21 protein-coding genes are annotated in these 22959 nt (G+C 62.1%); 1 reads left to right on the top strand and 20 read right to left on the bottom strand.

The genetic code is table 11. The annotated features are described in order from the left end of the window. Positions 1–2 precede the first annotated feature (2 nt). The 5 genes from CKW25_RS02795 to ppc all read right to left on the bottom strand — a co-directional run bounded on the left by CKW25_RS02795 (position 3) and on the right by ppc (position 5790). Positions 3–863 (bottom strand): DUF72 domain-containing protein, encoded by an 861-nt coding sequence (locus tag CKW25_RS02795; protein ID WP_095077507.1) that lies wholly within the window; start codon positions 861–863, stop codon positions 3–5. Next, positions 863–1159 carry a hypothetical protein gene (locus CKW25_RS02800; protein WP_095077508.1) on the bottom strand — a complete coding sequence of 99 codons (297 nt, stop codon included), beginning with the start codon at positions 1157–1159 and terminating at the stop codon, positions 863–865. Before CKW25_RS02800 ends, CKW25_RS02795 begins: the two co-directional genes overlap by 1 nt. Before the next feature lie 296 nt (positions 1160–1455). After that, positions 1456–2130, bottom strand: coding sequence for a tRNA (adenosine(37)-N6)-threonylcarbamoyltransferase complex dimerization subunit type 1 TsaB (tsaB, locus tag CKW25_RS02805; protein ID WP_095077509.1), 675 nt, complete (start codon positions 2128–2130; stop codon positions 1456–1458). A gap of 93 nt (positions 2131–2223) precedes the next feature. Beyond that, positions 2224–2871 carry an adenylate kinase gene (gene adk / locus CKW25_RS02810; RefSeq protein ID WP_095077510.1) on the bottom strand — a complete coding sequence of 216 codons (648 nt, stop codon included), beginning with the start codon at positions 2869–2871 and terminating at the stop codon, positions 2224–2226. Positions 2872–3159: 288 nt separating this feature from the next. Beyond that, on the bottom strand, positions 3160–5790 hold the full coding sequence (ppc, locus tag CKW25_RS02815) for a phosphoenolpyruvate carboxylase (RefSeq protein ID WP_095077511.1): 2631 nt from the start codon (positions 5788–5790) through the stop codon (positions 3160–3162). 216 nt (positions 5791–6006) lie between these two features. On the opposite strand from ppc, the gene CKW25_RS02820 reads away from it, so the two are divergent. After that, complete coding sequence (locus tag CKW25_RS02820) at positions 6007–6351, top strand: pilin assembly protein (RefSeq protein ID WP_095077512.1); 345 nt, start codon at positions 6007–6009, stop codon at positions 6349–6351. Positions 6352–6408: 57 nt separating this feature from the next. On the opposite strand, the gene CKW25_RS02825 is transcribed toward CKW25_RS02820, so the two are convergent. From CKW25_RS02825 to CKW25_RS02895, 15 genes are all read right to left on the bottom strand, one after another. After that, positions 6409–6738: a hypothetical protein gene (locus CKW25_RS02825; protein ID WP_095077513.1), complete on the bottom strand. Its 330-nt coding sequence runs from the start codon at positions 6736–6738 to the stop codon at positions 6409–6411. Next, on the bottom strand, positions 6735–7649 hold the full coding sequence (locus CKW25_RS02830) for an alpha/beta hydrolase (RefSeq protein ID WP_095077514.1): 915 nt from the start codon (positions 7647–7649) through the stop codon (positions 6735–6737). The genes CKW25_RS02825 and CKW25_RS02830 overlap by 4 nt, the downstream gene beginning before the upstream one ends. 209 nt (positions 7650–7858) lie before the next feature. Beyond that, the gene (locus tag CKW25_RS02835; RefSeq protein ID WP_095077515.1) at positions 7859–9136 is read right to left on the bottom strand and encodes a flavohemoglobin expression-modulating QEGLA motif protein; all 1278 of its coding nucleotides are present in this window, start codon (positions 9134–9136) and stop codon (positions 7859–7861) included. A gap of 36 nt (positions 9137–9172) precedes the next feature. Further along, positions 9173–9724 (bottom strand): hypothetical protein, encoded by a 552-nt coding sequence (locus CKW25_RS02840; RefSeq protein WP_095077516.1) that lies wholly within the window; start codon positions 9722–9724, stop codon positions 9173–9175. Positions 9725–9772: 48 nt separating this feature from the next. Then, positions 9773–10477, bottom strand: a complete 705-nt coding sequence (locus CKW25_RS02845) for a TetR/AcrR family transcriptional regulator (protein ID WP_095077918.1) — start codon at positions 10475–10477, stop codon at positions 9773–9775. A gap of 115 nt (positions 10478–10592) precedes the next feature. Beyond that, a complete protein-coding gene (lysS, locus tag CKW25_RS02850; protein WP_095077518.1) occupies positions 10593–12095 on the bottom strand; it encodes a lysine--tRNA ligase in 1503 nt (500 codons plus the stop codon). A gap of 79 nt (positions 12096–12174) precedes the next feature. Beyond that, a protein-coding gene (prfB, locus tag CKW25_RS02855; RefSeq protein ID WP_143497250.1) for a peptide chain release factor 2 occupies positions 12175–13270 on the bottom strand; the annotation gives its coding sequence in 2 pieces (ribosomal slippage) (positions 12175–13197 and positions 13199–13270; 1095 coding nt in all). Between the two features lie 106 nt (positions 13271–13376). After that, a complete protein-coding gene (locus tag CKW25_RS02860) occupies positions 13377–14378 on the bottom strand; it encodes a PleD family two-component system response regulator (RefSeq protein WP_095077519.1) in 1002 nt (333 codons plus the stop codon). 48 nt (positions 14379–14426) lie between these two features. After that, entirely contained in the window at positions 14427–15437 is a 1011-nt protein-coding gene (locus tag CKW25_RS02865; RefSeq protein WP_095077520.1) for a chemotaxis response regulator protein-glutamate methylesterase, read from the bottom strand. After that, a complete protein-coding gene (locus CKW25_RS02870; RefSeq protein WP_095077522.1) occupies positions 15434–17749 on the bottom strand; it encodes a hybrid sensor histidine kinase/response regulator in 2316 nt (771 codons plus the stop codon). Before CKW25_RS02870 ends, CKW25_RS02865 begins: the two co-directional genes overlap by 4 nt. Beyond that, positions 17746–18429, bottom strand: a complete 684-nt coding sequence (locus CKW25_RS02875; protein ID WP_095077523.1) for a chemotaxis protein CheW — start codon at positions 18427–18429, stop codon at positions 17746–17748. Before CKW25_RS02875 ends, CKW25_RS02870 begins: the two co-directional genes overlap by 4 nt. Beyond that, positions 18426–19706 carry a protein-glutamate O-methyltransferase CheR gene (locus CKW25_RS02880; RefSeq protein ID WP_095077524.1) on the bottom strand — a complete coding sequence of 427 codons (1281 nt, stop codon included), beginning with the start codon at positions 19704–19706 and terminating at the stop codon, positions 18426–18428. The genes CKW25_RS02875 and CKW25_RS02880 overlap by 4 nt, the downstream gene beginning before the upstream one ends. After that, positions 19703–20239, bottom strand: a complete 537-nt coding sequence (locus CKW25_RS02885; protein ID WP_095077525.1) for a chemotaxis protein CheW — start codon at positions 20237–20239, stop codon at positions 19703–19705. The genes CKW25_RS02880 and CKW25_RS02885 overlap by 4 nt, the downstream gene beginning before the upstream one ends. Next, positions 20239–21861, bottom strand: a complete 1623-nt coding sequence (locus CKW25_RS02890; protein WP_095077526.1) for a methyl-accepting chemotaxis protein — start codon at positions 21859–21861, stop codon at positions 20239–20241. The genes CKW25_RS02885 and CKW25_RS02890 overlap by 1 nt, the downstream gene beginning before the upstream one ends. A 250-nt stretch (positions 21862–22111) precedes the next feature. Next, positions 22112–22798: a tellurite resistance TerB family protein gene (locus tag CKW25_RS02895; protein ID WP_095077527.1), complete on the bottom strand. Its 687-nt coding sequence runs from the start codon at positions 22796–22798 to the stop codon at positions 22112–22114. Positions 22799–22959 lie beyond the last annotated feature (161 nt).

Below are 22959 nucleotides of genomic sequence, written 5' to 3' on the forward strand. Positions count from 1 at the left end.
CGTCAGAGCAAGCCCAGTTGCTCCGCGACGGGCTCTCTGTATAGCTCAGGCAGGGCCGGCAAGCCAGGCAGGCGTGCCATCAACCGGGTATGAAAGCGCTGGGCCAATGCGGCGGCCAACAGGTTATCCGCGGTGTGCAGGAAGATGTACGGCGTACGGTCTTCCTCGATCCATTGGGCGATTTTCTCGACCCAGGGCGTGAGAAAGACCTCGTTGGCCTCCAGCACTGGATGACCGATGAAGCGCACCTGCGGGAACCGGGTGAAGGCCGCCGGGCGGGGCGGCACATTGGGCTTCTTGGCTTGCGCATGGAGCACCGAAGGCTCGGTCGAGGTGCAACTGAACAACGCCCGAGGATCCAGGCAGATGCGCTCCACGCCACGGTCCAGCAACAAGCGATTGAGCATCCGCTCGGCATCGCCCTTGGCAAAGAAGTCCCGATGCCGGACCTCAACCGCCAAGGGCCGTTGCAAGCCATCGATAAAGCCGGCCAGTTCAGCGATGCGCTGCGGGGTAAACGCCGCCGACAGCTGCAACCACAGCGGTGCGACCCGTTCACCGAGCGGAGCGAGAAGCTGCACGAAGCTATCGGCCGCGGTGATTTGCTCGCGCAGGTCGCCGCCGTGACTGACGTCACTGGGGAACTTGGCGGTGAAGCGAAAGTGCTCGGGCATGGTCTGCACCCAGCGTTCTACCGTCGCCGGGGCGGGACGTGCATAAAACGTGGTGTTGCCTTCGACAGCGTTGAACACCTGGGTGTACAGGCCAAGCAGTTCATGGGGGCGGGCATTGTGTGGATACAGGTAGTCGCGCCAGGCGTTTTCGCTCCAGGACGGGCAACCGAGGTAATAAGGCAGCCGCATCAGATGTGCAGGTCGAGACCCAGCACTTCCGTATCCCAGTCGACAAACGTGGCGGTGCTGAGGTAGCTGGCCAGGGCCATCGCCACGGTTTTGCTCATGGCGCGCTGGTAAAGCAGGTCTTGCGGACGGGCGGGAAGATTACTCGAGCGCTGGGCCGCACGGGCTGCCAGTTGCTCTTCGGAAGGGATTGACTGCTCGTCATCGATGTCCTCGACGCACTCGTCCACAGACGCATGGCCCTTACGGGGCTTGCGCGCAATGGGATAGGACTGGGAAGAAAAGCCGTCTATGCGCATAGGTGCGTGCTCACGATCAATGATGGCAATTTAGCGGCACTTCCTGAAGTGCGCAAATTGCCAAGTGATAACTAGAACACATAAAAGCAAAAAGGTTTAAAAGCGCAGGCAAGAAACTGACGATTGGAATCGCTTGCTCTTTGTGGCGAGGGAGCTTGCTCCCGTTCGGGTGCGAAGCGCCCGCAGATCAGTTTACGCGGCAGTGCAATTTTGGGGTCGCTGCGCGACCCAGCGGGAGCAAGCTCCCTCGCCACGGTAGTGAGCAACCCTAGCCTTGATCAAACAACACTATGGCGTTAACGGGCCTTGGGCGTCGCCACCTTGTCACGCAGATACACTGGCTGCGCATCGTCGGCCGGGATGGCTTCTCCACGTGCCCAGGCGAACTGCGCGAGGGTCAGCAGGTCCTGTGCGTGCGGCAGCATGCCAGCGTCCTGCCCGCTCAGGCTGACGGCAATCCGCTCGCCATAGCCCCAACCGGTGCCCGCGCCGAACCAGTCACCCGAAGCCTCTGCCGGCAACGCCGCCGCTTCCGGTGGCAGTACGGCTTCAGCCCCCACCAGGCGCATTTCACCGTCTGTTTCGCGGTAGCAACCCCAGTAGACCTCATCCATCCGCGCATCAATGGCCGCTGCCACTTGGGTGGCGCCGTGCTCACGCAACGCACGCTGCGCCAGCACGGCCAGGTTGGAGACGGGCAACACCGGGCGATCCAGGGCGAACGCCAGGCCCTGCACCACGCCAATGGCAATCCGCACCCCGGTAAACGCCCCCGGCCCACGCCCGAACGCTATCGCATCGACGGCCTGCAAGGTGGTGCCGGCGTCCGCCAGCAGTTGCTGGATCATCGGCAGCAGCTTCTGCGCATGCAGGCGCGGGATCACCTCGTAATGGCTCGTCACTTTGCCGTCATGCAGCAAGGCAACGGAGCAAGCTTCAGTCGCGGTGTCCAGGGCCAGCAAGGTACTCATCGATGTATCCGTCAGGGAGGTGGTCAAAAGTGCGCCAGTATAAACAACAACGGCCCGCAAGCGGGCCGTTGAAGGTACAGCAAATCAGCTTTCTCAGCTCAGTGCTTCAAGCACTTTACCGGTGATGGCTTCAACCGAGCCAACGCCTTCAATGTGGCTGTAGACCGGCTTGCCGTTGGCAGCCGACAGCTTCTGGTAGAAATCCACCAGTGGCTTGGTCTGGGAATGGTAGACCGACAGGCGATGACGCACGGTTTCTTCAGTGTCGTCCTTGCGCTGCACCAGCTCTTCGCCAGTGATGTCGTCTTTGCCGGCGACTTTCGGCGGGTTGTAAACGGTGTGGTACACGCGGCCGCTGGCCTCGTGAACGCGGCGACCGGCGATACGCTGCACGATTTCTTCGTCTTCGACGGCGATTTCAACCACGTGGTCCAGCTCGACACCCGCAGTCACCAGGGCTTCAGCCTGAGGAATGGTGCGCGGGAAACCGTCGAACAGGAAACCGTTGGCGCAATCGGGTTGGGCAATACGATCCTTGACCAGCGCGATGATCAGATCGTCGGAGACCAGGCCGCCGGCATCCATGATGCTCTTGGCCTTGATACCCAGCTCGGTGCCAGCCTTGACCGCTGCACGCAGCATGTCGCCGGTGGAGATCTGTGGAATGGCGAATTTTTCGGTGATGAACTGAGCCTGAGTACCTTTACCGGCCCCGGGAGCTCCCAGCAGAATGACGCGCATCGATGTGCTCCTCAATTTCTTATTTATAAACGATCGGATTCGCCGCTTGGGGCCAATCTCAAAATAGGGTCGTGGGCCGCCCAAACGGCCAAAGGCTGATCAAGATACACAGCAGGCACGGACCACACAAGCCGTCGAAAGTCGGAGGAACCCGGGCCTGCCATGCCCTTGCGACGAGGTATTCCAAGTCGCAACCCCATAACAAAGTGTCGCCTGAGAAACGCCAGCCGCCGTTTCCCAGCCCTCTTCTTGGGCTGCGAAACGGCCGCCAGAATTGTCCGCAAGGCCTTAGCCGGTATTGCGCAAACCGGCGGCAATCCCCGCCACAGACACCAGCAGCGCCTGTTCCACCGGGCTGCCCTGTGCCACGTCCTGCTGCCGGGAACGGGCAAGCAACTCGGCCTGCAGTAGATGAAGCGGGTCCAGGTAAGTGTTACGTAACCGGATGAACTCCAGGGTGTCTGGGCTATGGGCCAGTAGCTGCGACTGACCGGTCAGCCCCAGCACGACCGAACAGGCCTGCGACAATAGGTCGCGTAAATGCGCACCCAAAGGCAGCAAATCAGGCTCCACCAAACGCTCATCGTAGGACCGGGCGATGTCCGCGTCTGCCTTGGCCAGCACCATTTCCAGCATATCGATCCGGGTGCGGAAGAACGGCCATTGCTCACGCATCTGCGCCAGCAACTCACCCTCGCCACGGGCCAGCGCCTTGCTCAGCGCCGCTTCCCAGCCCAGCCAGGCCGGCAGCATCAAGCGGGTTTGGGTCCAGCCGAAAATCCACGGGATCGCCCGCAGGCTTTCGATCCCGCCGGCACGGCGCTTGGCCGGACGGCTGCCCAGCGGCAAGCGCCCCAGTTCCTGCTCAGGGGTGGACTGGCGGAAGTACTCGACGAACTGCGGGTTGTCCCGGACCACGGCGCGGTAGGCGCTGACACCGTCGGCCGCCAGTTCGTCCATCACGCCTCGCCATGCCGGGGCAGGCGGCGGAGGCGGTAGCAAGGTCGCTTCGAGTACGGCCGCCAGGTAGAGGTTGAGGTTTTGCTCGGCGATGTCTGGCAGGCCGAATTTGAAACGAATCATTTCCCCCTGTTCGGTGGTGCGGAAACGCCCCGCGACCGAACCCGGTGGCTGCGACAGAATCGCCGCATGGGCCGGGCCACCGCCGCGCCCCACGGTGCCGCCGCGACCATGGAACAACAGCAATTCAACTTGTTGTTCACGGCAGATCTCCACCAGGCGCTCCTGTGCCCGGTACTGCGCCCATGCCGCCGCCGTGGTGCCGGCGTCCTTGGCCGAGTCGGAGTAACCGATCATCACTTCCTGCGGGCCCTGCAACCGGGCGCGGTAACCCGGCAACAGTAACAGTTGCTCGATCACCGGCCCGGCGTTGTCCAGGTCGGCGAGGGTCTCGAACAGCGGCACCACGCGCATCGGCCGCTGGACCCCGGCCTCTTTGAGCAACAGTTGCACCGCGAGCACGTCCGAGGCCGCGCCCGCCATGGAAATCACATACGACCCCAGTGACGCCGCCGGGGCTGCCGCGATCTCACGGCAGGTCGCCAGGACTTCCGCGGTGTCGGCCGAGGGTTTGAAGTGCGTGGGCAACAGGGGGCGACGATTGTTCAGCTCGGCCATCAGGAAGCTGATGCGCGCCTCCTCGTCCCAGGCTTCATAGCGGCCAAGCCCCAGATAGTCGGTGATTTCGGTCATCGCCGAGCTATGGCGCGATGAGTCCTGACGCACGTCCAGGCGCACCAGGAACAGACCGAACGTCACCGCTCGACGCAAGCAGTCCAGCAGCGGGCCATCGGCAATCACACCCATGCCGCATTCGTGCAGCGACTGGTAGCACAGCTCCAGCGGATCGAGCAGGTCACGGTTGTGGCACAGCACGTCAGCCCCTCCCGGGGTGGTCGCCGCCAGCGAGGCCTGCGCCCACTGACGGGTCGCCCGCAGGCGCTCGCGCAGTTGCTTGAGCACCGCACGGTAAGGTTCGGCACTGTCCCCCGCCTTGTCCCGCAAGGCAGCGCTGGCCTGCTGCATCGACAGGTCGGACGCCAATTGATCGACATCGCGCAGGTACAGGTCCGCCGCCATCCAGCGCGCCAGCAGCAGGACTTCACGGGTAACGGCGGCGGTCACGTTCGGGTTGCCGTCCCGGTCACCGCCCATCCACGAAGCGAACCGGATCGGCGCGGCTTCCAGCGGCAAGCGCAGGCCGGTGGCGGCCAGCAAGGCCTGATCGGCCTTGCGCAGGTAATGGGGGATCGCCTGCCATAGCGAATGCTCGATCACGGCAAAGCCCCACTTGGCCTCGTCCACCGGAGTGGGTCGGGTGCGACGGATTTCCTCGGTGTGCCAGGCTTCGGCAATCAGCCGCTGCAAGCGCTGCCGGATCTGCTCGCGCTCGGCGCTGGTCAAGTCGCGATGATCCTGTGCCGCCAGTTGCGCGGCGATCGCGTCGTATTTCTGGATCAGGGTGCGGCGGGCCACTTCGGTCGGGTGCGCGGTCAGCACCAACTCGATGTCCAGGCGCCCCAGTTGCCTGGCCAGCGCCTCCGCGCCATGCCCCTCGGCTCGTAGCCGCGCCAGCAGTTCAGGCAATACGCGCGCCTCGAACGGTGCCGGCTGCGACTCCTCACGGCGGTGAATCAGCTGATACTGCTCGGCGATGTTCGCCAGATTGAGAAACTGATTGAACGCGCGCGCCACGGGCAGCAGGTCGTCTTCACTCAATTGATTGAGGCTGGCACTCAGTTGCGCGTCCATCGAGCCGCGTCGATCGGCCTTGGCACCTTTGCGGATCTGCTCGATCTTGTCGAGAAACCCATCGCCGTATTGCTCACGGATGGTGTTGCCCAACAACTCTCCCAACAGGTGAACATCCTCGCGCAAGCGTGCATCGATATCGGTCATCAGCAGTTCTCCAACGAATGGCGGAAGGCTTTTGAGGCTCCGGCGTAGAACCCCAAGAGTGCCGCCCATAGCCGGTTCTTACAAGCAAGCGACAAATCGACGGTAAACCCTGTGGCTTGCGGCTAGTCTCATAAGTAAGCCACACCAGGGCTTGCCACCGGCCACGGCCGGACACTCATCACGCCCTGCCACGAGCAGGGACACACTGAGGTCATTATGAAAATCCGTGAACTGGCCCAGCATTGGGAAGAAACCGCCACAGGGCGCTTGACCGAGACTGGCTACACCCTGCACCTGGATGTCGAAACCGCCGCCCGCCTGGCGGCGCTCAGCGAAATGTACCCGAAACGGCGCCCCGAGGAACTGCTGGGGGAATTGATCGGCGCGGCCCTGGAAGAGCTCGAAGCGAGCTTCCCGTATGTGAAGGGCCAGCACGTTGTCGCCACCGATGAAGAAGGGGATCCGCTGTACGAGGACGTCGGACCTACGCCACGTTTCCTCGCCCTGTCGCGGCAACATCTGCACCAATTGTCGGCGACAAGCGACAAGCAGAAACACTGATGAACCGCTGTGGCGAGGGCGTCGCCGCCCCCGCCACAAGGCTTCGCATCGCCGCCGTTATGGCTCGAGCTTTTGCGGGGTTTCCTGGCCCATGCAACGCACGGCCTTTTTCTTGGCATTGATCAGCACACCGGTCAGGCCTTTCTGCTCGGTGTCGAACAACACCAGCACGCCATCGATGCATTGCGCGACTTGCGCGGCCGGCTCCAGGGAGACTTTGTAGTCTTCGCCCGGCACGGTCTTGAGCATGGTGAACTCGTTGAGCAGCAGCGCATCTTCCGGTTTGGCAAAGTGCAGGTAGCCGTACCACCACAGGGCAGCGACGGTGCCCAGGATGCTGCAGATACCGGTGATGATCAGTGGGATAGCGTTACGTTCTTCACTCATTGCGGACTCTCTGGAGGTTCGATTGCTGAATTCGGGGGTGCCGGGTAATTGGGGATCTCACCCAGGCGGCGCAGACCGTTGAAATGCTGCGGATCATCAAGAAAGCGCAGCATGACGCCTCGCCAGACCGGGTCGGCGAACGTCTGCACGTGGCCGCCCCGGGTCAACTGCAGCACCCTGGGCGGGGGCGCAGCTTGATACAGTCGGATGCCGTTGGAAAGAGGCACGATCGGATCGTCGATGCTGTGGTAGATCAATTTCGGTACGCCATTGATCCGCGGCATGGCGCCGATCGCACTGTCACCGTCCGGCACCAGCCAGGACAATGGCACCTGGAACGGCCAGGTCAGCCACGAGGTGCTGAGCGCAAACCGTCCGACTTCGCGGTAACTGGCGGGTACGCCATCGAGCACCAACGCCTTGAGCTCGCGCTGACGCTGCGGGTGTTCGGCCAGGTAGTGCACGGTCAGCGCGCCGCCGAGGCTCTGGCCGAGGACGATCAGCGGCTTGCCTTTGACCTCCGGCGCCTTGTCCAGCCAGGTGAACGCCGCGTCGATGTCCTGATAGATCGCCGGCAGGCTCGGTTCGCCTTCAGACAGACCGTAACCGCGATAGTCCACCAGTAGCACCTGGTAACCCTCTTTCGGCAGCCAATAGCTACCGCCGAGGTGCATCGGCAGATTGCCGCCGTTGCCGTGCAGGTGCAGCACCGTGCCTTTGACCTCGACGCCCTGCTTGGCCGGCAACCACCAGGCGTGCAGCCGGAGGCCGTCGACCGTGGTCAGGGTGACATCGCGGTACTCGAGCCCGGCCTTTTCCGGTGTGAACGACTGGCCCGGCTCCGGGTAGAACAGCAGCGAACTGCAACCGCCCAAAGTCAGTAGCAGGCAGACGATGCCGAGGATTCTCATCCGTTTGAAACCTCGCAGTGAAGAGTTGATTTCGTGGACCTGACCTGGTCCGTGGCGAGGGAGCAAGCTCGCGCTGGGCTGCGAAGCGGCCCCAAAGGCTGTAATCGCAGTCTGTCAGGTAAATCGCGTTCAATTGGTTTACGACTGCTGCGCCCGAACGCGGACCTGCCGGCGGGAGCAAGCTCCCTCTCCACGGGTGTCCTTATCAGTCACAAAATATTGGAGTAATCCGCTTCGATCCGGTCCAGGCTCAGGTGATTCAGGAAGTTGGAGAAGCACATCCAGGCCGACAGCGCGTTCATGTCACGGAACTGCGCTGGCAAGTACTTGGGGGGTTCCACCAGGCCTTCATCCACCAACTGGCGCAAGGTGCGCATGTCTTCCAGGGTGGTCTTGCCGCAAAACAGCAACGGGATCTGCTCGAGCTTGCCTTTACGCACGGCCAACTGAATGTAGTTGTAAACCATGATAAAGCCCTTGAGGTAGGACAAGTCTTTGGTAAATGGCAGGCCATTGGGCACCGAACCGCGAAATACCCGGCTCGCATTGCCATAGCTTTCAGCCATCTCGAAACCTTGCTCGCGGAAGAACTCGAAGATCTGCAGGAAGTCCGCGCCCTCCTCGACCATGTGAATGGCCCGGGTACGGTTGGTCAGTTTGCGCAAGCGGCTGGGGTAGGAAGCGAACGTGATGATCTCCATCAGGATCGCCAGGCCTTCCTGGGTCACGGTCGAAGACGGCGGCCCCTTGGACAGGAAGGTGCAGATCGGCTGGTTCAACCCGTTGAGCGTCGTGCCGACATGCACCAGGCCTTCATGGACCTCCAGGGCGCGCACGTCACGGTCGTTGAACATCGCATCGGCGCGGATCTTGATGTAGTCGGCACCCGCCGCCGCATCGGCGACGATACCGTCGGACTCAAACACCCGGATGGTTTCCTCGGTTTCACCGAACACCTTGTTCAAGCGAGTTTGCAGCAGATGCACCGCCTCTTTGGCGGTGAGGATCTTCGGCTCGTCCTTCAGGTCGCCCCGGCCATCGATATTGTTCAGGTAATCGGACATCATCAGGCCAAGGTCGGCCAGGGTCGGGTCACCGGCGTGGAACGCATCGGAGGCGGCGCCATAGAGCTCCTGCGAGATCAGCCCGAAGTCTTCGGTGCCACGGGCCTCGAGCATCCGCACCACCATGCGGTACTCCTTGCACATGCGCCGCATGATCTGCCCGACCGGGTTGAACTGACCCAACTGGCGGGTGATATCACGCTCGATGTTCTGGAACTCCAGCTTGACCTTGCTCGAGTCGAAGGACAGCGGCCGATTGAGGTAGTAGTCACGGTCCACCGCCGGCATTTCCTTGCCTTTGGCCTTGAGGAAGCCGTTGCGGATGTTGTCGTCCCACTTCACCGCATCGAGGACGCGGATCGGCGTCTGCGCCAGCACTATGCGATCAGACAGGGTACGTATCGTCTGCTGGTATTCGTCCACCGGTTGCTCCCTTTGATAACCGTTGCGTTGCTGCGTTTATTGGGTTTTTACCCGCCGCTGGTAGCGTGCGGCTTCGACGAATACGTCGGAGTTGGCCGGATCATCCAGGTAGGCGAACACTTGATCCATGGGGCTGTCGACCAGCACCCCCTCGCCGTCGTCGGTCTTGAAGGCTTCGCCTCCCAGGTGCTTTTGCCCGACCGCCTGGTTGATCAGGTCGAGATCGAGGTTATAGATCACCAGCTCGTCCTGGTCGGTGAGTTCGAAGCCGGCAATGGTGAAGTGACCGCCGTACTGGGCCGGCACCTTGGCCGAGACGTACCAGCGGTTGCCATGGCGCGAGACCGTGAACGGATAGGCCTCACGCTCCCTGGGATTGGCCTTGAAGTAGCTGACGGCCTGGTAGCGCCCCGGGCCGATGCGCGTCAGCTCCAGGTTCTGTGCTTCGCCCCAGGCGTTCTTGCTGGTCCACATGCCGAGCAACGCTGCAGGCGCGGCCTCACTGGCGGGCAACGGCTCCTTGAACGAGACCAGGCAGCCGCTGAGCAGCAGGAACGACAGAGCGATCACGACACGCCAGCACTTCATTCAATACTCCCTATGAATACACACCCGCGAATGTGGCAACGGTCCTGTTTACACCGAAGCCAGCACCAAATGCATGTACCGCGTGAGAATACCGAGCATTTCGGCTTCCGCCTGCGGCTCTGCCTCGTTGAGCAGGCCTTGATATTCCATCCGTCCGATAATCGCCGTCAACACTTTGGCATCCTGCTGTGGCTCACGCGAACCCAACACCTGGAAAAGCTGGCAGGTGCCTTGCAGGAGAATCTGTTGATGGGAGCGCACCAACAGCGCCAGGCGTGGATTGAGCAGCGCTTCCTGGCGGAACGCCTGCTCGGCCATCAAATGTTCGCGACGGGTGACCAGTTGCCGCTGAACATAGTCCGCCATCAGCCGCGCAATATTGTCGGCCAGTTGCGAGCGGGACTCAGGGCTGCCGTCGCCACTGACCACCATTTCCCGCAGCAAGCCTTCGTTGTTCACCCATAGCTTGGCCATGTAGGCCGCACTGCGCTCCACGTATTGGGCGAAGGTATCGGTGAGCAAGTCATCGATATCCTTGAAGTAGTAAGTGGTGGCCGACAGCGGCACGCCCGCCTCGGCGGCCACGGCGCGGTGACGCACGGCGCGCACGCCATCGCGCACGACAATACGCATCGCCGCGTCGAGAATGTCCTGTCGACGCTGTTCACTGCCCTGTCGGCTGGCCTTGCGGCCCTGGTACTGAACACTTTCCGCGACCGCAGTGGCGATGCCCGCTGCACCTTCTTGAGCAATTGCACGGTTCACGACAGGTATTCCTCTCTAATCTGCAAAAGTAACCAATTGATACATTTGTACCAGACAGGCAATAAAAAGCCGCCTGTTTTAGGCGGCTTTTTTACTGAAACGTTTACGCTTGCGGGCGCATGTGCGGGAACAGGATCACATCACGGATCGACGGTGAGTTGGTCAACAACATCACCAGGCGATCGATGCCGATCCCTTCACCGGCCGTTGGCGGCATGCCGTACTCCAGCGCACGTACGAAATCGGCGTCGTAGTGCATGGCTTCGTCGTCACCGGCGTCCTTGTCGGCCACCTGAGCCATGAAGCGCTCGGCCTGGTCTTCGGCATCATTGAGCTCGGAGTAGGCGTTGGCGATTTCACGGCCACCGATGAACAGCTCGAATCGGTCGGTGACGTTCGGGTTATCGTCATTACGACGGGCCAGCGGCGACACTTCGAACGGGTACTGGGTGATGAAGTGCGGCTGCTCCAGCTTGTGCTCGACCAGTTCTTCGAAAATCATCACCTGCAGCTTGCCCAGGCCTTCGAAACCCAGCACCTTGGCGCCGGCTTTCTTGGCAATGGCGCGGGCCTTGTCGATGTCGTTCAGGTCGTCGGCGGTCAGCTCGGGGTTGTACTTGAGGATCGAGTCGAACACCGACAGGCGCACGAACGGCTCGCCGAAGTGGAACACCTTGTCGCCGTACGGCACGTCGGTGCTGCCCAGAACCAGCTGCGCCAGTTCACGGAACAGTTCTTCGGTCAGGTCCATGTTGTCTTCGTAGTCGGCGTAAGCCTGGTAGAACTCCAACATGGTGAATTCAGGGTTGTGACGAGTCGAAACGCCTTCGTTACGGAAGTTGCGGTTGATCTCGAACACCTTCTCGAAACCACCGACCACCAGGCGCTTGAGGTACAGCTCCGGTGCGATGCGCAGGAACATTTCCATGTCCAGGGCATTGTGGTGGGTTTCGAACGGCTTGGCCGCCGCACCACCCGGAATGGTTTGCAGCATCGGCGTTTCCACTTCCAGGAAGTCACGCTGCATCAGGAAGCTGCGGATGTGGGCAATCACTTGCGAACGCACGCGGAAGGTCTGGCGCACTTCATCGTTGACGATCAGGTCAACGTAACGCTGGCGGTAGCGTTGCTCGGTGTCGGTCAGGCCGTGGTGCTTGTCCGGCAGCGGGCGCAGCGACTTGGTCAGCAGGCGCACGTGGGTCATTTCAACGTACAGGTCGCCCTTGCCGGAACGGGCCAGGGTGCCTTCGGCGGCAATGATGTCGCCCATGTCCCAGGTTTTCACCGAGGCCAGGGTTTCTTCGGACAGGGTCTTACGGTTGACGTAAACCTGGATCCGCCCGGTCATGTCCTGGATCACCATGAACGAGCCACGGTTGAGCATGATGCGACCGGCAACCTTGACCGGGATTGCAGCCTCTGCGAGCTCTTCCTTGGTCTTGTCCGCGTATTGCTTCTGCAGGGCATCGCAGTAGTTTTCGCGGCGGAAGTCGTTCGGGAAGGCATTGCCCTTGGCGCGCTCGGCAGCAAGCTTTTCCTTGCGCAGGGCGATCAGGGAGTTTTCTTCCTGTTGCAGGGCTTGCGGATCGAGTTCTAGGTCGCTCATGTCTTTAAATATTCCATCAGGTTCGTTGCCCCCGGCCTGCGGCCGGGGATCGCGGGCAAGCCCGCTCCTACAGAGTGTCTTACAGGCCTTGCTTCAGGCTCGCCACCAGGTACTCGTCGATGTCGCCGTCGAGCACCTTGTCGCAGTCGCTGCGCTCGATGTTGGTACGCAGATCCTTGATCCGCGATGCATCAAGTACATAGGAGCGGATCTGGTGACCCCAGCCGATGTCCGACTTGGTGTCTTCCAGCGCTTGCGAGGCGGCGTTGCGTTTCTGCACTTCCTGCTCGTACAAGCGCGCCCGCAACATTTTCATCGCGGTGTCTTTGTTCGCATGCTGGGAGCGTTCGTTCTGGCAGCAGACCACGGTGTTGCTCGGTACGTGGGTGATACGTACGGCCGAGTCGGTGGTGTTTACGTGCTGACCACCGGCACCGGAGGAGCGGTAGGTGTCGATGCGCAGGTCCGACGGGTTGATGTCGATTTCGATGTTGTCATCGATTTCAGGCGACACGAACACGGCCGAGAACGAGGTGTGACGACGGTTGCCGGAGTCATACGGGCTCTTGCGCACCAGGCGGTGTACACCGATTTCGGTGCGCAGCCAGCCAAAGGCGTATTCGCCCTTGATGTGCACGGTGGCGCCCTTGATCCCGGCGACTTCACCGGCCGACAGTTCCATGATGGTCGCGTCGAAACCGCGTTTGTCGGCCCAGCGCAGGTACATGCGCAGCAGGATGTTGGCCCAGTCCTGGGCCTCGGTACCGCCGGAGCCGGCCTGGATGTCCAGGTAAGCGTTGTTGGCGTCCATCTCACCGCTGAACATGCGACGGAATTCGAGTTTTTCCAGGGACTCGCGCAGGCGCTCGACTTCGGCAGCGACGTCATCGACGGCGGCCTGGTCTTCTTCTTCGGCGGACATCAGCAGCAGGTCTTTGGCATCGGCCAGACCGCTGTGCATTTCGTCGAGGGTTTCGACGATCTGAGCTAGCAGCGACCGCTCGCGGCCCAGTTCCTGAGCGTACGACGGGTTGTTCCAGACATTCGGATCTTCAAGCTCGCGATTGACTTCAGTCAGACGCTCATGCTTTTGATCGTAGTCAAAGATACCCCCGAATAGTTTCGGAGCGCTCGGACAGGTCCTTGATACTGTTAAGGATCGGGTTGATTTCCATGGCGGGCAGCACTCGTTGGCGAACTTTTGAAAGCCGACGAGTATAACGTAATCAGGCCGTCACGGCAGCCCGCCTGGCGGCTTTAGCTACGAATGAACAGCCTGGCTCATTCAATCCCCACCTGATTGCGCCCATTGTTTTTGGCCTGGTACAACCCCTTGTCCGCCGCCGAGATCAATTGCCGGCTGTCACTGCTCGGTTGCGGGGTGATGGTCGAGAGTCCGATGCTGATGGTCAGGCAGCCTCCCTCGGCCGGCGCAATGTGCGGGATTTTCAGGGCTACCACGGTCTGGCGCAGCTTTTCCGCCACCAGCCGGGCGCCGCCCGGCGAGGTATTGGGCAGCACCAACGCAAACTCTTCGCCACCATAACGGGCCGGCAGATCCGACGGTCGGCTGCTGGCCTCGCGAATCGCCGCGGCCACCTTGCGCAGGGCTTCGTCACCTTCCAGGTGGCCGAAGTTGTCGTTGTAGGACTTGAAATAGTCGACATCGATCATCAACAGCGACAGTTGGCTCTGGTCACGCATGGCCCGGCGCCATTCCAGCTCCAGGTATTCGTCGAAGTGACGGCGATTGGACAGGCCGGTCAGGCCGTCGGAGTTCATCAACCGTTGCAGCACCAGGTTGGTGTCGAGCAACTGCTGCTGGCTGACTCGCAACGCCCGGTAGGCGGCATCGCGCTGGATCAGCGTGGTGTAGGAGCGTGAGTGGTAACGAATGCGCGCCACCAGCTCGATGTTGTCCGGCAGTTTCACCAGGTAATCGTTGGCCCCGGCCGCAAAGGCCGCGCTCTTGATCAAGGGATCTTCCTTGGTCGACAGCACGATGATCGGAATGTCCTTGGTCGCCGGGTGATTGCGATACTCGCGCACCAGCGACAAGCCATCCAGGCCCGGCATGACCAGGTCCTGCAGGATCACGGTCGGCTTGATCCGGACGGCCTGGGCAATGGCCTGGTGCGGATCGGCACAGAAATGGAAGTCGATGTTGTCTTCGCTCGCCAATCCACGACGCACGGCTTCACCGATCATGGCCTGGTCGTCGACCAGCAGCACCATGGCGGCATTTTCATCGGTTTTAAAATCGTCGAGCTGTAAATCATCCATGGGCATTCACCTGAATTACTACCTGGCCAGTACCGCTGCTGATGTCGTTCATTTTGCAAAGATCTCCAGCAATCGTGGCGCTATTTTCTCCAGCGGGCGGATTTCCACAGCGGCATCGATGGCGGCGGCGGCTTTCGGCATGCCGTACACCGCACTGCTGTGCTGATCCTGAGCGATGGTCAGGTAACCCTGCTGGCGCATCAATTTGAGTCCCTGGGCCCCATCACGGCCCATACCGGTAAGCAGCACACCCACTGCATCCCCATTCCAGTAACTGGCCACGCTTTCGAAAAACACGTCGATCGACGGTCGATAGATCTCGTTGACCGGTTGGGCGGTGTAGGCCAGCGTGCCATTTTTCAACAACCGAATGTGGTGGTTGGTGCCCGCCAGCAAAACCGTACCGTTTTGCGGGGGTTCGCCCTCCTCGGCCAGGCGGACGTTCAAGCCGCTGGAACTGCTGAGCCACTCGGCCATGCCGGCGGCGAACACCTGGTCGACATGCTGCACCAGCACGATGGCGGCCGGAAAATCGGGGGGCAGGCCCTTGAGCAAGACTTCCAGCGCCGCGGGCCCTCCGGCGGACGAGCCGATGGCCACCAGGCGCTGACACTGCCCCGGGCTGCGCGGCGGTACCGGGTTTGAGCGCACGCGATTGCCGCGGTCACCGATCAACCAGCCAATATTCAGGATCTTGCGCAGCAACGGTGCTGCGGCTTCCTTCGGATCGCCGGCCCCGAGTGCCGGCGTATCCACCACATCCAGCGCGCCGTGGCCCATGGCCTCGAACACCCTGTGGACATTCTGCTGGCGATCGACCGTGACAATGACGATCGCACAAGGGGTCTCGGCCATGATCCGGCGGGTGGCCTCGACCCCGTCCATGACCGGCATGATCAAGTCCATCAGGATCAGGTCCGGGGTCAACTCGGCGCAGCGCTGCACCGCTTCCAGGCCATTACCCGCCACCCACACCACCTGATGCGCCGGCTCGAACGCCAGGGCTCGACGCAGGGCCTCCACGGCCATTGGCATATCATTGACGATTGCGATTTTCATGCCCGCGCTCCTCCTATGAGCTCAACCACCGCGTCGAGCAGGGCATCGTCGTGGAAACTGGCCTTGGCTAGATAATAGTCGGCCCCCGCTTCCAGTCCACGACGCCGATCCTCTTCGCGATCCTTGTAGGACACCACCATGACCGGCAGCGATTGCAACCGGTTGTCGCGACGCAGCAGCGAGACCAGTTCGATCCCGTCCATGCGCGGCATATCAATATCGGTAATCAGCAGGTCGAAGTCTTCGGAGCGCAGGGCGTTCCAGCCGTCCATGCCATCCACGGCAACCGCCACGTCATATCCCCGATTAAGCAGGAGCTTGCGCTGCAGTTCACGCACCGTCAGCGAATCGTCGACCACCAGGATCCGTTTGCGTGCCACTTGCGCCGCCTGCTGGCTGTGGCGTGCGATCCGCTCCAGGCGCCCGGTGTTGAGCAGTTTCTCCACCGAGCGCAGCATGTCTTCGACGTCGACAATCAACACCACCGAACCGTCATCGAGCAAGGCGCCGGCGGAGATATCCTGAACCTTGCCCAGGCGCTCATCCAGCGGCAGTACCACCAGGGTCCGCTCACCGATAAACCGCTCGACGGCCACGCCGTACACCGCATCCCGTTCGCGAATGACCACCACCTTGAGCGTTGCCGGGCTGGTCTGGCTCGCCGGTCGCTGCAGCAACTGACTGGCCGCGACCAAACCAACGTGCCGGCCTTCGTGCCAGAAGTGCTGGCGACCTTCCACCTGAACGATTTCGTCCGGTTCCAGGTCGCACATGCGCTCGATATGCGCCAACGGGAAGGCGTAGGCCTCTTCACCGACCTCCACCACCAAGCTGCGTACCACCGACAGCGTCAGCGGCACCTCAAGGTGGAAGTGACTGCCCTCGCCCGCTTTCTGCTCCAGCACCACCGCGCCCCGCAGCTGGCGGACCATGTGCTGAACCGCGTCCAGACCGACGCCGCGCCCCGACACCTCGGTGACGGTGTCGCGCAGGCTGAAGCCAGGCAGGAACAGGAAGGTCAGCAGCTCCTCCTCACTCAGCTGTGCGGCGGTCTCGCTCGGCGACAACTGACGCTCGACAATGCTGCGCCGGACCCGCTCCAGGTCCACGCCATTGCCGTCATCGCTCAACTCCAGCACCAGCAAACCCGCCTGGTGGGAGGCGCGCAAGCGAATCAAGCCTTCGGCCGGCTTGCCGGCCAGCAACCGCTGCTCGGGCATTTCGATGCCGTGATCGACAGCGTTACGCAATAAATGGGTCAGCGGGGCTTCCAGCTTTTCCAGGACGTCGCGGTCGACCTGGGTTTTCTCCCCGTCGATCTCCAACCGGACCTGCTTGCCCAGGCTGCGGCCCAGGTCACGCACCATCCGCGCCTGGCCAGTGAGCACATCGGCAAACGGCCGCATGCGACAGGCCAACGCCGTGTCATACAAGACCTGGGCGCGCTGGCTGGCCTGCCAGGCGAACTCATCGAGTTCGGCCGTTTTCTCGGCCAGCAGTTGCTGGGACTCGGCCAGCAGCCGCCGCGCATCGTCGAGTGCCTCTTGCGCCTCAAGGCCCAGGGCCTGTTCTTTGAGGTGGACGTTGAGGTTTTCGAGGGCTCGCAGGCTATTGTTCTGTATGCGCTTGAGGCGCTGCATCGTCGACAGGTAGGGTTTCAGGCGCTGGGTTTCCACCAGCGACTTGCTCGACAGGTCGAGCAGGCTGTTCAGGCGTTCGGCCGTGACCCGCAATACGCGCTCGCCACTCTCGGTGACGCGCTTGGTCTTGTGCACAGCCTCCGCCGGCGTGGCCAGCAATGACGCGGTGTCTGGCGACTCCATCGTTGGCGCTGGCGGCGCTGGAGGGTCGAGTTGCAACTCGGCCATCGGCGCAGTGGCGGATAACAGAGTTTGCGCCATGACCGGCGCCGCAACCGCAGCGGGGTCAAGCAACCGGCCCATCAACGCCACGTAGCCATCAATGTCGTTCGGTCCGGTGTTGGCGCTGCCCGGCGTGGCAATGCGCATCAACAGATCGGTACCTTGCAGCAAGGCATCGATGTGCTCCGGATGCAGGAACAGTCGCCCCTCCTGGGCACTGACCAGGCAATCTTCCATGACGTGGGCAACGCTGACCCCGGCATCCACCCCGACAATCCGCGCGGCGCCCTTGAGCGAATGGGCCGCGCGCATGCAGGCTTCCAGATGATCGGCCTGGGTCGGGTCGCGCTCCAGCGCCAGCAGGCCGGCGCTGAGGACCTGGGTCTGGGCTTCGGCCTCGAGACTGAACAGCTCCAGCAATGAGGCGTCGCGCATTTGATCTGGGGTCATGTCAGGCTCCGGGTCACGGCGGACAACAACTGCTCTTCGTCCAGCCAGCGCAAACTATGGCCCTTGAACGGCAGCACGCCCCGGGTGTACTTGGCGCCGGCCTGCGGCCCCGAGCGGGAAGCGCGGTCGAGGATTCGCTCATCGATGGCGTGAATCCCGTCCACCTCATCCACCGGTACCACCACCGGGCCACCGTGTGCCGCGATGATCAGCATGCGCGGCATGACCCGTGCGGTTGATGCCACGCCCGCGGTGACTTCCAGCTCCAGCAACTGCACCAGCGACAGGCAGGCCACCAGCGCACCGCGCACATTGGCAACCCCCATCAGGGCCCGCGAACGTTGATGGGGCAAGGAATGAATCGCCTGCAAGGGCGCCACTTCCACCAGGCTGCGGGTGCTCAGCGCCAGCCATTCTTCGCCCAGGCGGAACATCAGCAACGAACGCGTGACGACATCCGCCTCGACGGTGGCAGACGAATGGGCCTCATCGTCTTGCTGCAGGGCATAACGATCCAGCAACCGCGTAGCCGCAGCGGAGTACACCGCACAGTTACGGCAATGAATATGTTCGGACAGCAATGGGCAGGACTTGTCGCCGTGAATACCGATGCGGTTCCAGCAGTCGTCGATGGCCTGGGCATCTTCATGGGTCACGTTCAATGAAACAGAACCGGTCATCGTTTACGCTCACTGTCAGCGGTACGTTCGTTGCGGGCGGCACGCTCCTGCAAGCGACGGGCGCCCGCCGCATCGCCCTGGGACGCCAGCAATGCCGCCAGGTGCATCAAGGTCTCCGGGTGTTGCGGCTCCAGGTACAACGCCTTGCGGTAGTAACCCTGGGCTTCCAGCACGCTGCCGGCGACATCGCTGAGCAGCCCCAGCCAATAGAACACCTGCGCCACCGGCCCGTGGCCACGTAAATAGTCTTCGCAAGCCGCTCGCGCCTCGAGGCTCTTGCCTTCGTTGGCCAGGGTCGCAATGTTTGCCAACAGCACTGCGGCATCAGTGCTCGGCGTTTTATCAAAGCTACGCGGTGCCGCAGGTGCAGGAGCTTGCGTAGCGAAAGGGCGACTGCGAACCGTCGGCGGCGCAGTGTTACGCACAGGCAAACTGACCGGCAGCGGTGGCGCGATAAAGGTCGGCGGCTCAGGTGTAGGGGCACTGTGACGACTGAAGGCAAACGACTGGGCGATCCCGATCGAGCGCATGCCCAGGCGCCCCAGCAGGCTGCCTTCGGCCGGACCGATAAACAGCACGCCGTCCTCATGGGTCAGGCGCTTGAGCACTTGAAAAACCTGCTGCTGGGTGGGCTGATCGAAATAGATCAGCAGATTGCGGCAAAACACGAAGTCATAGGGCGCTTCATCGGCCAGCAGCGTCGGGTCCAGCAGATTCCCCACTTGCAGGCGCACTTGCTCGCGCACCCGCTCACTGAGGTGATAGCGCTCGCCTTCGACAGTGAAATGTCGCTCGCGAAAATCCATGGGCTGCCCACGAAAGGAGTTCCTGGTGTAGCACGCATGCTTGGCTCGCTCGACCGACAACGGGCTGACATCCAGGCCTTCGACCTTGAACTGATGGGGCGCAAGCCCGGTATCGAGCAACGCCATGGCGATCGAGTACGGCTCCTCGCCGGTGGAGCACGGCAAGCTGAGAATCCGCAACGCGCGCATGCCCTTGATCTCGGCCAGGCGCTTGGTCGCCAGCCTGACCAGGGTGGCAAAGGACTCCGGGTAGCGGAAAAACCAGGTTTCGGGAACGATCACCGCTTCGATCAGCGCTTGCTGTTCCTCGCGCGAACCTTGCAGGTGGTGCCAGTATTCATCGGAGGTTTCCACCTGTTGCGCTGCCGTGCGCTGGCGTACCGCGCGCTCGATGATCGCCGGCCCGACCGAGCTCACGTCCAGGCCGATGCGCTCCTTGAGGAAGTCGAAAAAACGCTGGTCGCTGCTCATGCGCCCTCCTCGAGCATCGCCAGATCCAGAGGGGGCGATGGAAACAGCAGCGCCCGCACCTGCGCGTCCAGCAGGTCCGCCACCCGCACCCATTGCAACAACCCCCGGGCATCTTCGCGCACTGGCCCCAGATACGGCGCCTGGCGGTTGTCCAGGCCATAGGGCTGGAACTCCTCGGGATCGCACCGCAGGGTATCGGTGGCCTGTTCAAGAATCAGACCCAGCAGTTGCGCGGGTTCCGTCTCGTCCGGCCGATAGTGCACCAACACCAGGCGCGTACTGGTGCGTGCCTGGGCCGGCTGGCCGAACGCCAGGGCGCCCACATCGATCACCGGCACGATCAGGCCGCGATAGGCAAACACGCCGGCGACCCACGGCGGGGTCCTGGCAATGGGTTTGAGCGGCAGGCAGGGCAGCACTTCAGCCACCTCCACCGCTTGCACGGCATAACGCTCCTCACCGATGCGAAACACCAGGAACAGCGACTGCTTCGGTGCCACGCCAGTGCCCCGCTTGACCACGAGCTCGCTCATCAGACTTTGAATCGCGAGACGCCGCTGCGCAGCCCGACGGCCACCTGGCTCAGCTCGTCGATGGCGAAACTGGCCTGACGCAGGGACTCGACCGTCTGGCCGCTGGCATCGCCCAACTGCACCAGCGCATGATTGATCTGCTCGGCACCCGTGGCCTGGGCCTGCATGCCTTCGTTGACCATCAACACCCGAGGCGCCAGCGCCTGGACCTGATGAATGATCTGCGACAACTGCTCGCCGACCTGCTGCACTTCGGACATGCCACGGCGCACTTCTTCGGAGAACTTGTCCATCCCCATCACACCGGCCGACACCGCGGACTGGATCTCGCGCACCATTTGCTCGATGTCATAGGTCGCGACAGCGGTCTGGTCGGCCAGGCGCCGGACTTCGGTGGCCACTACGGCAAAACCGCGTCCGTATTCACCGGCCTTTTCCGCTTCGATCGCCGCGTTGAGCGACAGCAGGTTGGTCTGGTCGGCGACTTTGACGATAGTCACCACCACCTGATTGATGTTGCCGGCCTTCTCGTTGAGGATCGCCAGCTTGGCGTTGACCAGGTCGGCGGCGCCCATCACCGAATGCATGGTGTCTTCCATGCGCGCCAGCCCTTGCTGACCGGAACCGGCCAGTACCGAAGCCTGGTCGGCCGCCGTGGACACCTCGGTCATGGTGCGCACCAGGTCACGGGAGGTCGCGGCGATTTCCCGCGAGGTGGCGCCGATTTCCGTGGTGGTCGCGGCGGTCTCGGTGGCGGTGGCCTGCTGTTGCTTGGACGTCGCGGCAATTTCCGTCACCGAGGTGGTGACCTGTACCGAGGAGCGCTGTGCCTGGGACACCAGTGAGGTCAACTCGGTCATCATGTCGTTGAAACCGGCTTCCACCGCCCCGAATTCGTCTTTGCGATCCAGGTTCAGGCGATTGCTCAGGTCTCCGGTGCGCATGGTTTCGAGGATATTCACGATGCGGTTCATCGGCGACATGATCGCGCGCATCAGCAGCAGACCGCAGAGCCCAGCGACGAAGATCGCCACCAGCAGCGACAGGCCCATGCTGATTTTTGCCGCGAACACGGCATCGTCGATGGCCGCCGTGGCATGGTCGGCCACGACCTTGTTCTCGCCGATGATCTCATTGAGCTTCACACGACCTGCAGTCCAGGCCGGCGTCAGTTGTTCGGTGAACATTTTGGTCGCTTCGGCTTCCTGGTTGTTCCTATGCAACTCCAGGACCGAAGCCAGAATGATGGCGTAGTTCTGGTGCGCCTTCTCGAACAAGTCGAATTCCTTGCGGTCCTCGTTGCCATGAATGGTGGCGGCGTAGTCAGCCATCAGCGTTTGAAGATGCTGCTCATAGGACTTGAATTCAGCGATATTTTCCGCGGTGACGCCCTGGCCTTCCTCCAGGCCCAGCATTTTCTGAGTCTGCAAATAACTGTCGACCCAGGCGCTGCGAATCATCGAACTGTAATAAAGCCCGGGCACCGCCTCGTCACGCACGCTGTTTTCACTGGCCTCGATCTTCAGCAACCGTGAATAGGAGACAACAACCATCAGGAACATGATGGTGATGATCACCGCAAAACTCGCCAATATGCGTTGGCGTAACGTCCAGTTCTTCACAGTCAGTCCTCGGGGCCATTCAAATGCTGGGGAGTATAGCCGAGGGCGCACCACGAATAATCAGCGGTTGCGCACTGCGTCTCATCCCGGGCGAAAACCCTTGAATGCACCGGGACGGCTACTCTCCGCCAGACAAGCCACGAGCTACCAGCGATAGTTGTGTAGAAACAGGCCGTGGATTGGCCATTGAGGACGGCATCCCCCAATGGCCACGCCTCCGACGTGCAGTGAGCTCAGGCAGGCACGGCCGTCAGGCCTGCGCCAGGCGCACCTGCCGCTCCAGTTCGGCCTTGAGCCCCGGTTCCAGCTTGAGCTGGCGTGCCAGTTCGTCGAGGTAGGATTTTTCCATGAAGCTCTCTTCGTCCACCATCATCACACTGGCGATGTACATCTCGGCCGCCATTTCCGGGGTGCTGGCGGCGCGCGCGACGTCGGCCGGGTCGAGTGGCTTGTTGAGTTCGGCGTGCAGCCAGTGCTGCAGCGCCTGATCGTTGTCCAGCCGGGTGAATTCGCCTTCGATCAGCGCACGCTCGCGCTCGTCGACATGACCATCGGCCTTGGCCGCCGCCACCAGCGCCTTGAGGATGGCCTGGCTGTGCTCCTCGACCTGCGCGGGCGGCAAGCGGTCAAGGGTTTGTGGTGCGGAGAGTGGCGCCGTGCCCTGCTGGGCCTGCCAATTGCCATAAGCCTTGTAGGCCACGACGCCCAAGGCCGCGAGACCACCATAGGTCACCGCCTTTCCGCCATATTTACGAGCCTTCTTGCTGCCCAGCAGCAGGCCCATGGCACCGGCGGCCAACGCACCGCCGGTAGCGCCGGACAACAGACTGCTCAATCCGCTCGAGCCTGAGGCGTTACGCTGAGGGGTGCCGGTCTTGTTCTGCAACATCTCCTGACCGGACTTGAGTAGCTGATCGAGCAAACCACGGGTGTTCATGTGCAGCCTCCAGAAAAAAGACGTTACCGAATAAATAGGGTCGCCAGTCTAGATCTAAAGTGCCCGGGGCTTGGCAGCGAGAGTGCTTCAAAATGTTGTGAAAAACACGGCAGGGCGACATCACCAGGCCATGAGCCGAAGCACGCTTCGGTGCCTGGTGA

The sequence above is a fragment of the Pseudomonas sp. Irchel s3h17 genome (assembly GCF_900187505.1).
GTDB lineage: Bacteria > Pseudomonadota > Gammaproteobacteria > Pseudomonadales > Pseudomonadaceae > Aquipseudomonas.

What these genes read in the sequence shown, in the direction of transcription:
- CKW25_RS02825 (WP_095077513.1), bottom strand. Translation starts at nt 6,738, where the DNA reads ATGAGTGAAGAACGTAACGCTATCCCACTGATCATCACCGGTATCTGC.
- CKW25_RS02860 (WP_095077519.1), bottom strand. Translation starts at nt 14,378, where the DNA reads ATGGATGATTTACAGCTCGACGATTTTAAAACCGATGAAAATGCCGCC.
- ppc (WP_095077511.1), bottom strand. Translation starts at nt 5,790, where the DNA reads ATGACCGATATCGATGCACGCTTGCGCGAGGATGTTCACCTGTTGGGA.
- CKW25_RS02885 (WP_095077525.1), bottom strand. Translation starts at nt 20,239, where the DNA reads ATGAGCGAGCTCGTGGTCAAGCGGGGCACTGGCGTGGCACCGAAGCAG.
- CKW25_RS02820 (WP_095077512.1), top strand. Translation starts at nt 6,007, where the DNA reads ATGAAAATCCGTGAACTGGCCCAGCATTGGGAAGAAACCGCCACAGGG.
- CKW25_RS02800 (WP_095077508.1), bottom strand. Translation starts at nt 1,159, where the DNA reads ATGCGCATAGACGGCTTTTCTTCCCAGTCCTATCCCATTGCGCGCAAG.
- CKW25_RS02895 (WP_095077527.1), bottom strand. Translation starts at nt 22,798, where the DNA reads ATGAACACCCGTGGTTTGCTCGATCAGCTACTCAAGTCCGGTCAGGAG.
- tsaB (WP_095077509.1), bottom strand. Translation starts at nt 2,130, where the DNA reads ATGAGTACCTTGCTGGCCCTGGACACCGCGACTGAAGCTTGCTCCGTT.
- CKW25_RS02875 (WP_095077523.1), bottom strand. Translation starts at nt 18,429, where the DNA reads ATGACCGGTTCTGTTTCATTGAACGTGACCCATGAAGATGCCCAGGCC.
- adk (WP_095077510.1), bottom strand. Translation starts at nt 2,871, where the DNA reads ATGCGCGTCATTCTGCTGGGAGCTCCCGGGGCCGGTAAAGGTACTCAG.
- CKW25_RS02840 (WP_095077516.1), bottom strand. Translation starts at nt 9,724, where the DNA reads ATGAAGTGCTGGCGTGTCGTGATCGCTCTGTCGTTCCTGCTGCTCAGC.
- CKW25_RS02795 (WP_095077507.1), bottom strand. Translation starts at nt 863, where the DNA reads ATGCGGCTGCCTTATTACCTCGGTTGCCCGTCCTGGAGCGAAAACGCC.
- CKW25_RS02870 (WP_095077522.1), bottom strand. Translation starts at nt 17,749, where the DNA reads ATGACCCCAGATCAAATGCGCGACGCCTCATTGCTGGAGCTGTTCAGT.
- CKW25_RS02830 (WP_095077514.1), bottom strand. Translation starts at nt 7,649, where the DNA reads ATGAGAATCCTCGGCATCGTCTGCCTGCTACTGACTTTGGGCGGTTGC.
- CKW25_RS02880 (WP_095077524.1), bottom strand. Translation starts at nt 19,706, where the DNA reads ATGAGCAGCGACCAGCGTTTTTTCGACTTCCTCAAGGAGCGCATCGGC.
- lysS (WP_095077518.1), bottom strand. Translation starts at nt 12,095, where the DNA reads ATGAGCGACCTAGAACTCGATCCGCAAGCCCTGCAACAGGAAGAAAAC.
- CKW25_RS02865 (WP_095077520.1), bottom strand. Translation starts at nt 15,437, where the DNA reads ATGAAAATCGCAATCGTCAATGATATGCCAATGGCCGTGGAGGCCCTG.